At 49.0% G+C, this 13,054-nt stretch carries 11 protein-coding genes; 6 read left to right on the forward strand and 5 right to left on the reverse strand.

Annotated features, from left to right (window positions below; genetic code table 11):
• Window positions 1-49 precede the first annotated feature (49 nt).
• Window positions 50-262: a hypothetical protein gene (locus tag LN737_RS17970; protein WP_405511184.1), complete on the reverse strand. Its 213-nt coding sequence runs from the start codon at window positions 260-262 to the stop codon at window positions 50-52.
• Between the two features lie 649 nt (window positions 263-911).
• Between LN737_RS17970 and LN737_RS17975 the strand changes: the two genes are divergently transcribed.
• The 6 genes from LN737_RS17975 to LN737_RS18000 all read left to right on the forward strand — a co-directional run bounded on the left by LN737_RS17975 (window position 912) and on the right by LN737_RS18000 (window position 7,878).
• Entirely contained in the window at window positions 912-1,823 is a 912-nt protein-coding gene (locus LN737_RS17975; RefSeq protein WP_405511186.1) for a hypothetical protein, read from the forward strand.
• Window positions 1,824-1,905: 82 nt separating this feature from the next.
• Window positions 1,906-2,820 carry a hypothetical protein gene (locus LN737_RS17980; protein ID WP_405511187.1) on the forward strand — a complete coding sequence of 305 codons (915 nt, stop codon included), beginning with the start codon at window positions 1,906-1,908 and terminating at the stop codon, window positions 2,818-2,820.
• A 335-nt stretch (window positions 2,821-3,155) separates the two neighbouring features.
• The gene (locus LN737_RS17985; protein WP_405511188.1) at window positions 3,156-3,842 is read left to right on the forward strand and encodes an RNA polymerase sigma-70 factor; all 687 of its coding nucleotides are present in this window, start codon (window positions 3,156-3,158) and stop codon (window positions 3,840-3,842) included.
• Window positions 3,843-3,845: 3 nt separating this feature from the next.
• Complete coding sequence (locus LN737_RS17990; RefSeq protein ID WP_405511189.1) at window positions 3,846-4,925, forward strand: FecR family protein; 1,080 nt, start codon at window positions 3,846-3,848, stop codon at window positions 4,923-4,925.
• 251 nt (window positions 4,926-5,176) lie between these two features.
• Window positions 5,177-6,994 carry an STN and carboxypeptidase regulatory-like domain-containing protein gene (locus tag LN737_RS17995; protein ID WP_405511191.1) on the forward strand — a complete coding sequence of 606 codons (1,818 nt, stop codon included), beginning with the start codon at window positions 5,177-5,179 and terminating at the stop codon, window positions 6,992-6,994.
• Between the two features lie 167 nt (window positions 6,995-7,161).
• Entirely contained in the window at window positions 7,162-7,878 is a 717-nt protein-coding gene (locus LN737_RS18000; protein WP_405511192.1) for a head GIN domain-containing protein, read from the forward strand.
• Window positions 7,879-7,952: 74 nt separating this feature from the next.
• On the opposite strand, the gene LN737_RS18005 is transcribed toward LN737_RS18000, so the two are convergent.
• The 4 genes from LN737_RS18005 to LN737_RS18020 all read right to left on the reverse strand — a co-directional run bounded on the left by LN737_RS18005 (window position 7,953) and on the right by LN737_RS18020 (window position 12,978).
• Window positions 7,953-9,998 carry a M13 family metallopeptidase gene (locus LN737_RS18005; protein ID WP_405511193.1) on the reverse strand — a complete coding sequence of 682 codons (2,046 nt, stop codon included), beginning with the start codon at window positions 9,996-9,998 and terminating at the stop codon, window positions 7,953-7,955.
• 131 nt (window positions 9,999-10,129) lie between these two features.
• Window positions 10,130-11,155 carry an MlaD family protein gene (locus LN737_RS18010; protein ID WP_405511194.1) on the reverse strand — a complete coding sequence of 342 codons (1,026 nt, stop codon included), beginning with the start codon at window positions 11,153-11,155 and terminating at the stop codon, window positions 10,130-10,132.
• A 142-nt stretch (window positions 11,156-11,297) separates the two neighbouring features.
• Entirely contained in the window at window positions 11,298-12,053 is a 756-nt protein-coding gene (locus LN737_RS18015; RefSeq protein ID WP_405511195.1) for an ABC transporter ATP-binding protein, read from the reverse strand.
• A 109-nt stretch (window positions 12,054-12,162) separates the two neighbouring features.
• Window positions 12,163-12,978, reverse strand: coding sequence for an ABC transporter permease (locus LN737_RS18020; RefSeq protein WP_405511196.1), 816 nt, complete (start codon window positions 12,976-12,978; stop codon window positions 12,163-12,165).
• Between the last annotated feature and the right edge of the window lie 76 nt (window positions 12,979-13,054).

The raw sequence follows: 13,054 nt of genomic DNA on the forward strand, positions 1-13,054 counted from the left end.
AGGAGTGGGTGTCTTATGCTCGATCCGTTCAGCGATGCCGTTGAAATACTCATTGGATTTGTTTGACCAATACCCGCACCCGCTGATCCAGGTGAATTGTGTCGCCTGTCAGCTTCACCTGATCACCCACCCGCAAAACACGATACGCCTGCTGCATTCGTACCCGGCTTATCAGGGCATCAAACTCGACTCCCTGCTGATCCCGAAGGCTAGCCGTATAGCCATCCTTACCCGGCTCGATACGTTGAACGACGCCTTTCATAGAAAAAGGTTTGGAACTGGCGCAGGAGGTTGCAAGCATAACACCTATTAGAAAAGTCAATCCAGGCAAAACAGCTGTTTTACTATTCATACGTAAGTCTATTTCTTTATAGACCCCAGGCGATGCCATATAGTTGCCACATTAATAAAATTTGTGGGTTTAAATAGTAAGGGCAAACCAAATGCCTTGTGAAAGAAGACCAATCTACGCCCACGGTAAACCCTAGTGAGTCTATTCGTTTCGCATAGAAGTTGACCACTCAGTAGCCATTCCATAAGATAAAGTCGCCGTTAAATCAAAGGGTGGGCCGTTGTATTGAATGTCGGTTTAATTTACGATACTGTTTTTTAGCAGCACAGTCCATGAAAACGTCGTAAAAGCTGAAAGCAGAATGGCCGACAACACGACGACAACCAAACCGGCAACATGTTATCCGAAATCAGCAGGCAGACAATCAGTCCGGCGACAGACTCTTTGCTGGTTCGTGGGCTTAGTCATGCAGAGTTTCAGACCAGACGAACGCGAAAAGGGTGATTGAATGGCTGACTAAAGCAGTAAGTGCACCACCATCCCAGTCGTAAAATTTTAGGGGTGGCCGAAAAAAGCATAACCTGAATAGGGATTACATTTTGAGCAAATCCTGACTACTATGAATCAATACACCTTACTCTTCTTTAGCCTGTTACTGCTTGCTTCGACAACCCAGGCGCAATCCGTTGTTGCGTTGAACACGGTCAACCCTTCCGCCGAGTCCCCTATGGCGAGGATAGCTCCCCGAGCTACCAAGGCCACCGAAGCTCCCTTCTATCTAAAGATTTATGGGTTTTACAGCCTGCTGACACCCGGATCGGAGATCAACTACAGCGCTACGCAAAGCCAGACCACGGCGCCTACCATCTACAAGCCAATCAATGCCCGTTTGGGGGCAGGTCCACGCGCCGGTATCGGCATTGGTATGATCGTCAGTGATTTCATTAATGTTGGAATTGATGCCGACATGCTATTTGGCTCAGCCGTGAAGATTGACTACGATCTATTTGTGGGCAGTGGAAATACGTTTAGCCGTTATGTAATTAGCACCAATACTACCCTAAAAGTATTGTCCATCACGCCCAACATCACGTTTAAAGCCCTCTCCCGACCAGCCTATTACATCTACAACCGGCTCGGGCTGGTAGGTGGCCTGGTAATGGAGTATAAGATAACCAGTAGTTCGACTGAAACGCCGACGAGAGGAGCCGTTACCACGACGACGGGGACAACTGACTACACAAAAAACTCGCTGGCATTAGGTTATCAAGCCGCCCTGGGGATTCAATTTAGGTTGAGTCAGGCCGTCCGGGGCTTCGCTGAAGTGGTGGCTTATAACCAATCGTTCAAGCCCAGAGAAGTTCAGTTTACGTCCACCAGTGTAAGAAGTGGAGCCTCTACCGTACAGAGTTCCAGTACTGTGTTTAAAAATGAGGGCGACTATAATAAGACCAACCCCACTGAACAGCCAAGCTTCAATGTGTCGATCAACAGTGTGGGGGTAGGAGCTGGATTAATGTTCCGGTTTTAGCTGAGGCCCAGTCGATCACTTCAAGGTAATTTCACAGCTCCCATTAGCTGTACTCCTAGCTAACTTATTAAATCTGCTAACCATGAATCGAGTCATTATTCTTCTCATAGGCTTACTGGTGCAGGCTGTAGCTTCACAAGCCCAGTCCACCCAGACGTCCAATTCGTTAAACCAGTCTGGAGAATCTGCTACCAAAGCAATTGCACCCGCCAGAACAAATGCCACCGAGTCCCCTTTTTATATAAAGCTGTACGGGTCGTATGGCTTATTAACGCCTGGCGTACAGATCAGGTACAGTGAGTCACTAAGTCAGACCGGTCAGGTCTTTCCCTTCAAAACAACGAATAAAGGGTTGGGGGCAGGTCCACGAGCCGGTATTGGCATTGGCGTAATCGTCAGTGATTTCATCAACCTCGGGATTGATGCCGACATACTCTTTGGGACAGCTATCAAGATTAATAATAGCTATACCGATGATTTATATTCCTCATCGAACACGTCGAGCACTACGTTAAAACTCCTGTCCATCACGCCCAACATCACGTTTAAAGCCCTCTCCCGACCAGCCTATTACATCTACAACCGGCTCGGGCTGGTAGGTGGCCTGGTAATGGAGTATAAAACGGTCAATAACCGGATTGACTTGCCTACCAGTGGAGTCGGTGTCAACACTACCAATGTAACCACCAATAGTTATACGGAGAACTCGCTGGCGTTGGGCTATCAGGCCGCCCTGGGCGTTCAGTTTCGGCTGAGTCAGGCCATTCGGGGTTTTGTCGAAGTGGTGGCCTATAACCAATCGTTCAAGCCCAAACGGCTCGAAGTGGCCAGCACGGATGACGTTGGAGGGCAAATAACCAACAAAGTCGTCGTCACGGAATTCAAGGATGAAGGCAACATCGTTAATTCAACCACTGCCCAGCCGAATCAATCCCTAAGTTTCAACGTATCAGTGAACAGTGTAGGAATCGGGGCAGGTCTCGTAGTCCGGTTTTAATTTCGTTCGACTTGTTTTAAAGAAGCTACTATAAAACCTCTTCCCACTACCGGGTTAAGTCCTCTTTGCCACACGTAAAGAGGACTTTTTTGTAAAGTCTGTAAGCTTTTCAACGTTATTCTATTCATCCTTTATTTGGGGACCTAACATCCATGCCCTGAAGGAGATTTAAAGTAAACCAGTCAAAAATCTGATTTTTTAAAAAGTCCCATTAACCAAAACTTTTTTCACAGAATAGGGGGAAACCGGTTAATAAGTGTCATAGGGCAGAACCGGCCTGTGTCCAGTGAAAAATGATAGCTTTGCAGCCTTCTCTCATCTACCCAATACAGTCAGTGCCACCAACTGAGCAGGACCTACTTGAGGCTATCCGAGCTGGTAGCGAACAGGCTTTTGAAGCGGTATTCCGACAACATTACGCGTCATTATGTCGGTATGCGGGACAGCTATTGCCTGATCCGGATGAAGCCGAAGAAGAGGTGCAGGCAATGTTTCTGGCACTCTGGGAAAAACGTACCGGCCTGATCATCACCATTTCACTGAAATCATATTTGTATCGGGCGGTGCATAATCGGTGCATGAACCGCCTGAAGCACACGGCCGTTCGTGAGGAGCATCGGGCGTACACTCGTTACGTAGGGGAGGCCAGTGTCGAATCGCCCGCGCAGACGGTTATTGGTGACGAACTGGCCAGTCGGCTGGAGGAGGCAATTCGTAAACTGCCTGAACAGTGCAGACTAGTTTTTACTCTCAGCCGGTTCGAGGAACTGAAATACAGTGAAATAGCCGACCGATTGGGTATATCCATTAAAACGGTTGAAAATCAGATTGGTAAAGCATTACGCGTGTTACGTACTGAACTCAGTGAATATTTATCGATTGCGTTGGTTTTACTGTATAATGTGCCATGGATGATGGATAATTTAGGGAGGCTGCCCTGCGCGAATCTGCTTTCATTAGGGTTCGATCCATATTCTTCATTGTGCATTCTTAATGATTCATTATCCCTTACTTCTCTATAAGTCATGGCCGATCAATTACCCATAGACGACGCCCTGCTGGGCAAGTTTCTGGCAGGCGAGACCAACCCGGCCGAAACCAGGCGTGTCAGGCAGTGGCTGGCGAGCCGTACGGAAAATCCAGCTGAGCCAGGCCACGACGATTTCGCTAAATTCGAACGAATCTGGGCGGCTGCCCGGTCAAATAAGGAACAGAATAAATCCAATCGGCCTGAGTTTGATACGGATACGGCCTGGCGTTCAGTTCAGCAACGGATGCGCTTACTGGAAAGTGCAGATGCAGAGAAAACGAGCGAAATTAATACGTCGTGGCCTGTACAACGTACTGAATCGACGACTAGCTGGAGTCAGATTTTTTACCGGATAGCTGCTGTACTGGTGCTCGTTTCGAGTGTAGGCTGGCTTTCTTACCGGTTACTTTTTATGGGCAGCGATCACCCGGCTGCCCGGATGGTGACACTCGTGACCGCCAATCAAAAGCTTAGTAAAACTTTACCGGATGGAACAACCATTTTACTGAATCGTCATTCAACACTTACATACCCAACGGCTTTTGCCGACGATCGTCGCGATATAACGCTGACAGGAGAGGCATTTTTCAACGTAACACCAGATGCCAACCGACCCTTCCGCATCAAGGCCCGCCCAACGGTTATTCAGGTGGTAGGAACCTCATTTAGTGTACGAGCTTATGACGATAACGTCAGCGTGGCCGTTCGGACAGGAAAAGTCCGTTTTTCCAGTAAACGGAAAGCCGTTTTATTGACACCAAATCAACAGGCTACGTTTGAGGCTTCGGCAGATACGATTCGGCGATTACCGCAAGTATTAGCCAACGTATTTGCCTATAAAACAGGCCAGTTAGTATTCGACAACGAACCCCTGCGCGAGGTAGTGAAAGCCATCAATCAGGTTTACAATACCGATGTTCGGCTGGCCAATGCCCGGCTGGGTAATTGCCGACTGACAACCCGCTTTGACAAAACAACCCTGGATACTGTACTCTCCGTTACGGCCGAAACATTCGGTCTTCGCATCCGGCATCTGGGCCAGCAAGTGATTTTAGAAGGCAATGGTTGTGAGTAAATGGCCAGGTTGAGGATACAAATTCTCAGGCCCACGAATGGTGTAAGCTTATACCCCAGGCTATCAGGGCTGTTACGTTCAGGTCTGTTCACCGACCCATCGGACCGTCCCCTGCCCCCTGAAGGTGGAGCAAACCAGTCTCAGCGAACTCCCCCTTCAGGGAGTTGGGGCGTAAAGAGATTTATAACTTAACATTCTCCCAAAATAGGGGGGATCGATCAGTTGGGTGTCTTGCTGAAAAACATACCGCAATGATTCCGATACGTTATTACCTGTTTCTGATTTGTTTTTTAACAAACGTTCGGTTGCTGGCACAGGCACCTTCACCCCTTGATCGACTGATTTCGGTGGATATACGCAACGAAAAGCTCGAAAATGCGCTACGCCAGATTAGCCGTGCCGGACGATTTGAATTCTCCTATGATCCCGGTCGACTTGAGAGTAACACCCTAATTACGATTCGCCTGACCAATACGCCTGTTCGTGAGGTACTCAACCGGGTGTTTCAGAATCGGGTGGCCTATAAATCGCGCGGCAACCATGTGATTTTACTCCGGGTCGAACCCATAGATACCCAGCCCAAAAGCTTCCTGCTGGATGGCTACATTCTGGATGAACAAACCGGCGAACGTATTGCTAAGGCGAGTATTTTCGAGAAAACGACGCTGGCCTCCACCGTCAGCAACCCCTTTGGGTATTATCGCCTGCAACTGCCCACAACCATATCGTCTGTACGTCTGGATGTACGGAAGCAGGCGTATTTGGGCGAAACGGTTCTGATCCGGTCGAGGGTTTCGCACGCTGTGAATATCCGCATGACTCCACAGCCACTCGTTACGTCCCCGGTTCAGCCGCTTTCGGTTCGAATAACCGAAGATACCGTTCGGCCGGCTGAGCCGCCTTTGGCTTCTGTTGCGGTTGCGCCACCAGCACCGGTTCAGGACACCACTCCAAAACAGTTTAATCCCATAGCGGGTGGTGAACGAGCCTGGAATGGCATCACAAAATTATTTCTGTCGGCACAACAGGCAATTCATGATATAAACCTGAGCCGGGATACGCTTTACCGCGACTGGCAGGTGTCGTTCGTGCCGTTTATTGGCACGAACCATCGCCTGAGCGGACGTATCAGCAATCGATATTCGATCAATGCGCTGGTTGGGTATTCGTTCGGTGTACGGGCATTTGAGGTTGGTGGCCTGATGAACCTCGTTCGGGCAGATGTACAGGGGTTTCAGGCAGCTGGATTGGCTAACGTAGTGGGTGGGCGTGTCAACGGATTTCAGGCAGGTGGCCTGGTGAATATAGTCGCTGGAAAAGTTAGCGGGGTGCAGGCGGGTGGTCTGATGAATGTGGTTGCCAGTGATGTTCAGGGCGTTCAGATGGGAGGACTTCTCAACGTAGCAGGGCAATCGGTTCAGGGGGTTCAACTGGCGGGTTTGATAAATTACACGCGTCGGAACGTAAACGGCTGGCAAATCAGCGGAATAGTGAATCGTGCACACCGCGTCACGTCGGGCCTGCAAATTAGCTTGATCAACGTGGCCGATACGGTAGGGAGCGTACCTGTTGGGCTGATCAGCTACGTTCATAAAGGGGGTTACCAGCGGATTGAAGTAGCCGCCAATGAAGTGAATCTGTTGAACGTAACGCTGCGGACAGGAGTGCGGAAGTTGTATAATATTCTTGCCGCTGGCCATAGTTTCGACCGGGTAGGAAGTCCTCGGCTGAGTGCGGGCTACGGTCTGGGATCGGCCGTCGGTCTGTCGCGTTCTACGTTGCTTAATCTGGAAGCCATCTACCATCATCTGTTTTATTTTGATCGAAACTATTCATCCGAATGGAACAGCCAGATTCGTATCAATACCCTGATTGAGACCAAACTCAGCAGTCATCTCTCCCTCGCCTTCGGGCCATCGTTCAACTGGTATTTTGGATCAGATAGCCATGCCCGTCCACTGCTTCAGCCGGACGTAACACTCTTTGCCGACCGTACCGATTCGTATAGTAGCGCCCTTCACTCCGGCTGGATTGGCTTTCAGGTTGGGCTTCGATATGGAAAGTGGTAGTGGTGATGACGTTGGTGTGGTGTCGGTTACTCATAACCGACACTACATTGCCTGAAAAAAATCTAAAAAATTTTCACGGATCAATAGGGGGAAGGCTCACGTAGCTGTCCTGTACAGGAAAAGCGCAGTGAATAATGCACAACGTTTATGATAATCAGATAACAAGTATGAGAACACACACACAACTTCATGGAATTTTTCTGATCGCGCTGTTGATTGGGCTGGCTGGCTGCTCCTGGCGACGGGAAGATGTTGGGCCTTATCAGAGCGCACAGCAAACGTATAGTTTCACAAATTTCGACAGGCTGGATATGGGCAGCGCCTTCACTATTTCGGTGCAGCAGGGAAATACGTTTTCGATTACGGTGGAAGGTGATCGCCGGAATCTGGATGACCTGGACGTATATACGCGAAATGGTACGCTAATCGCCCAGTACCGTAATGCACGTAATCGTAAGTATTCAACTACGTTTGTTATTACTATGCCGACTTTGCGCGGGGTTAATTTCTCGGGGGCCAGCAAATCAACCATTTCTGATTTTACAAATCTTAACGGTCTTGACATTGAGCTTTCGGGGGCATCGGAAGCCCAGGTTTCGGTAAAAGCTGCCCGTACGAATGTTGAACTGTCGGGCGCATCCAGACTTCAGCTAACCGGAAGCGGTACGTCGCTGGTTGCTGATCTATCGGGGGCTTCACAATTGCAGGGCTATAGCTATCCGGTGAATGACGCTAATCTAGGGGCCAGCGGAGCCAGCAAAGCTAATGTCAGCGTAGCGAATTCATTAGATGTTGACGCTAGCGGAGCCAGTTCCGTACGCTATCGGGGAAATCCGTCGGTTCGCCAGCGTGTGAGCGGAGCCAGTTCCGTTCAGCAGGAATAACTACGGTCGTTGAATCAACCAGGTGATAGTAGTTGCTACGTTAAACGGCTACCACCTGGTTGATTGACTGAGCCTTACCAGATCGTAACGCGGAGGCTGTCAGGTCGCCATAACGCCTGGCCCTGTCGGACATTGAACGCCTGATAAAATTCCGGTACGTCGGAGAAAGGGCCATTCACCCGCAGATTGGCTGGCGCATGAACATCCGTCAGAATTTGCTGCGCTAATCGCTGGTCGCGCTGATGCCCCTGCCAGCCCAGTGCATACCCCAAAAAGTACCGTTGTGTCGGCGTCAGACCGCTTATTTTTTCGCCCTTTTTGTATTGATCGGTTTTTTTGAACGCATCCAGGGCAATGACAATGCCACCCAGATCGGCGATGTTCTCTCCGGCCGTAGCCCGGCCATTTACGTGCATGCTATCCAGCACTACGTACTGATCAAACTGCTTCACGATCTGGGCCACTTTCAGGTCAAAGAGTGTCCGGTCCGTTTTTGTCCACCAATTGCGCAGGTTTCCTTTTTCGTCAAACTGGCTGCCCTCATCGTCGAACCCATGCGTCAGTTCGTGGCCGATGGTTGAAGCACCCGCGTATCCGTAAATCAGCGCATCGTCGGCATCTTCATCTTTCAGGCCAGGAATGGCAAAAATGGCTGCGGGCAGAACAATTTCGTTGTTGCTCGAATTGTAATAAGCATTATACGTCTGGGGAGTCATGGCCCACTCGGTGCGGTCGACGGGTTTGCCCAGTTTTGAAATCCAGTAATTGTTCCACCACTGTCGGCCCCGCATTACGTTCTGAGCGTAAGAGCTTCGATCAATCTGCAAGTCTGAAAAATCTTTCCACTTGTCGGGGTAACCAACTTTCTTTTTGATTTTATTGAGTTTGGAAAGCGCCTTTTCTTTGGTGTCTGCACTCATCCAGTCCAGTTTTTTGATATGGTCGCGGAAGGCATCCACTACGTTATCGACCATTGTTTCGTAACGCTCCTTCGTTTTGGGTGAAAAATAATCCTTTACAAAGAGTTGACCAAGTACTTCACCCATAGCCGATTCTTCCTGGTCGAGCACCCGTTTCCAGCGTGGTCGCTGTTCGGTGCTTCCCTGCATAATGGTGCCGTAGAAATGAAAATTTTCCTGATCGATGGGGCGACTGAGTGTCGTAGCGTAACTGTTCAGCAGATGCCAGGTCAAATAGGCTTTCCAATCGTCCAGACTGTTGGCGGAAAGCTGACGGGAGGCTTCTTTGTAAAACTCGGGCTGCCCCACAATCACGGTATCCAGATTATTGATACTCATCTGGTTTAGCCAAGTTTTCCAATCGGTGCCCGGCATCAGCTTAGGAAGTTCCGAAACCGCCATTTTGTTATAATTGGCATATGGGTCGCGCAGGTCAGCCAGTTTGCGGGACGCTTTGGCCAGTTTCGTTTCGAGATTCATGACACGCTCGCTGTTCTGTTTGGCCAATGCGGGTGCCTGCCCCATCAAGCCGAACATTTTCGAAACGTGCTGAATGTATTCTTTTCGGATTCCAACCGTCCGGCTATCCGTATTGACGTAATAATCCCGGTTTGGAAGCCCTAAACCACCCTGCCATAGATATAAGGCCATTTTTTCGCTGTCCTTAAAATCCTGGTTGACAAATACATTGACAAGGGAGTTTACGCCAATCGTTTGAAGGTGAGCAATAACGGCCTTTACATCCTGAGCCGAACGGATGGCGTCAATCTGATTCAATTCTGTACGTAACGGCTGGATACCCTGCTGGTCAATGCGGGTTGAATCCATACCCGACGCATAAAAGTCGCCGATTTTTTGCTGGTTGCTTCCTTTGGTGGCCTTTGCCTGGGTGGCTTCTTCGTTTATGACTCGCAGCCGGTCATAGATTTCGTTTTGTACTTCTTTCCCAATACTCCAATTGCTTTCTGAGGCTGGAATGGGGTGCTTTTTTATCCAGTTACCATTCGCGTATGTAAAAAAATCGCTGCCAGGGCTAACGGTCGTATCCAGGTTAGCCTTAAGCAAATCGGGGGCAGTGGCATCGTGGTGCGTGCTACAGGCCCAGTTCAGGCTCACTAAACACAAAAGCCCAACAGGGTAGAAACGAAGTGGCTGCTTCATGAAATAAGCTGGTATGATGGGGTTACGATAAATCCAGCGCTAAATACGAAATTTTTTTATCCGCCCACAGCCTGTTTCAGTCTCTTCCTTAAATCACTAACGTAACGTATTGCCCTGGCTGGATTATCTGGTTATGGTTTTGCAGCGGCCGCACTATCCACTTTTTGTTTTGCCGTTTCCTTTGCCTGTTTTTTGAAAAATCCACGTAACAGGAAATTGCTTTGAGCGGCCTTCAAATCTTCGTTAAGAATCGCCGTTCCTTTACTCAGATTGCTGAGCGTAGTACGTAAATTGGTAGCCGCCTGCTGATCAGTTAGCAGTACGCCGAGGGGTGAACTGGTACTGTTCAGTTTTTCGGATGTACGGTACAGATTTTCAGAACTCTTGTTCAGATTCGAAACCGCCTGATCGGCCGAAGTGGTTGCTGTTTCAAACCGCGTAGCCGACCGACTGAGCCGTCGGAACACCGTCGTATCGGTTACCAGTTCATTGGCCAGTGTGCCCGGCGTATTCAGCTTGGCTGCAAACTGCGTCACTGAGCCTGTCACTTTCACCGTATTAGCCGACGCTCTCTCCAGATTTTGCATGGCTCGCTTAAAATTCTCCGCTACCAACGAGTCGGTCAGAACGGCGCCAACGGTGCCTTTGCCCCGTTTAAGGTTGCCAACCAGTTCCTTAAAATCGTTGGTGACTTTAAGCAGATTATTGTTGTTTTCCTGTAGAGTCGACATGATCTGATCGGAGCTCAGGGCTTCCGACGTTTTAAGCTTGTCGCCATCTTCCACTTCAGGATGGCTGTTTGTGCCACCCGCAATGACCACGATTTTATTACCGATCAACCCATCGCTGCCAATACTGGCGCTGGCGTCTTTCCGAATGTATTGCTGCGAACTCTGTTCGATGTTTAAATCAACTTCGACCTGTGCTGTTCCCGTAAAACTAATCCGCTTGACGGTACCAATTTTGACACCCGAAAACCAGACGTTATTTCCCACTTTCAGACCGCCCACATCTTTAAAAATAGTTATAAGCCGAATACTCTTCGTAAAGCGTTTTTGCTGGCCTCCCAGCACAAACACCCCTGCTACAAAAATGATAATTCCCAGCAGGACAAAAATGCCGACGATAACTGAGCGTTTAGTGGATTCGGTACTCATTTGAAATAGTGGTGATTAACGGTTTCCAGTATACGGCTTACGGTCAAGTAATCCGCCAATTCGGTTGCTTGTGTGCTTTCTTCAAAAAAATAGCCCATAAGCGTTAGAACGTACACTGAAAACCGTAAACGATGAAATCTGTTTAATTCACAAATTTGTAATCATAAAATTGCTGAATACGCTCGTCGGGATCGGCGAAAACTTCGTCGAACGTACCGATTCGTTCGAACCGTCCATCCAGAAGCATCGCAACCCGATCTCCGGTGCTTTTGGCGCAGGTCAGGTCGTGGGTAATGATGATGGACGTAGCGCCCAGTCGTTCGCGAACATCGTTGATCAAATTATTGATTTCGACGCTCGTGATTGGGTCCAGCCCGGCCGTTGGCTCATCATAGAGCATAATTTCCGGCTTGAGAATCAGCGTACGGGCAATACCAATCCGCTTCCGTTGCCCACCCGACAGTTCGGAAGGCATCTGGTTGATCGTCTGCGACAATCCAACGTCATCCAGTGCTTTTTCGACCGCCTGATTGATTTCGTCACGGCTCAGATTCCGGATGTTTCTTACGAGCGGAAACTCCAGATTTTCGCGTATGCTCATGCTATCGTACAGGGCGCTGCTCTGAAAGGAAAATCCAACTTTCTGCCGAAATTCATCCAGTTCTTTGCCTTGTAATTTCTCGACGTCCTGACCCAGCACAATGACCTTGCCGGCATCGGGTTTGAGCAGGCCGACCATAATTTTTATCAATACGGATTTGCCCGTACCCGACCGCCCCAGAACGACCATATTTTCGCCCCGGTTGACTTCTAAATCAACGCCCCGTAGTACGTGCAAACTTCCAAAGGACTTTTTCAGCCCTTTTATGCTAATTACCGGTTCTGTCTTTTCTGCCATCTTAATGAGTGAATGTTGAATGAAAGAATGATTGAATGATAGAATCGATAGCTCTAGCCTGTTTTCTTTATTCATTCAGTCATTCAACATTCAATCATTCAAAATTTTATTAGCTCCCCCGAATTGCGCTGACAATCTGGAGGGAGAGTAATTCTTCAATAAATACCAGAAACATGGACGTAACAACCGCTGAATTGGCCGCTTTCCCGACGCCCTCGGTCCCCTTCGACGAGTGAAAGCCTTTATAACAGCCAACCATGCCGATAGTAAATCCGAAGACGATTGACTTCAGAACAGACGCAAAAATGTCGAGATACGTAATGGCCCCGAATACTTCCTGTATGTAAGACGTAAAACTAGTCTGTTCATTCTGATTCACATTGATGTAGGCACCAATCAGCGCCACAAAAATGGTGTACATGGTCAGAAGCGGAATCGTAAACGACGTGGCTATAACCCGGCTGACAACCAGAAATTTAAACGGGTCCGTTCCGGAAACTTCCATGGCGTCTATCTGCTCTGTTACGTTCATGGACCCCAATTCGGCCCCAATGCTTGAGCCAACTTTTCCGGCCGCAATCAGGGCGGTAACCAGTGGGCCCAGAGCACGAACAATAGCGATAGCAATCAGTGAAGGCAGCCAGGACGTAGCGCCGAAATCGGACAGCGATGGCCGCGACTGATTCGTAAAGACAATCCCGGTAATGAAGCCTGTTGTCGAAATCAGCAGCAGCGAGCGGAAGCCTACTTCGTAACACTGCCTGACTATTTCCTTGAATTCGTAAGGCGGTAAGAACGCTTCCCGAAAGAAGCGGCCGATAAAGGAGGCAACATCGGCTATTGCCAGAAATAAACGATCAAACCGACGGGTAGTGACGGCTCTGCCAGTGGCCTCGTTTGCGGATTTTGTGGTGTCAGATTGCATTCAGACGCTCGAAAGTGTGCTGGCCAGACGTATAGTGCCAACAATACCCTAATAACTCATTTGTAAAGCTGTGGTT

Origin of the sequence: Spirosoma sp. KNUC1025, assembly GCF_045160025.1 — a bacterium.
Classification (GTDB): domain Bacteria; phylum Bacteroidota; class Bacteroidia; order Cytophagales; family Spirosomataceae; genus Spirosoma.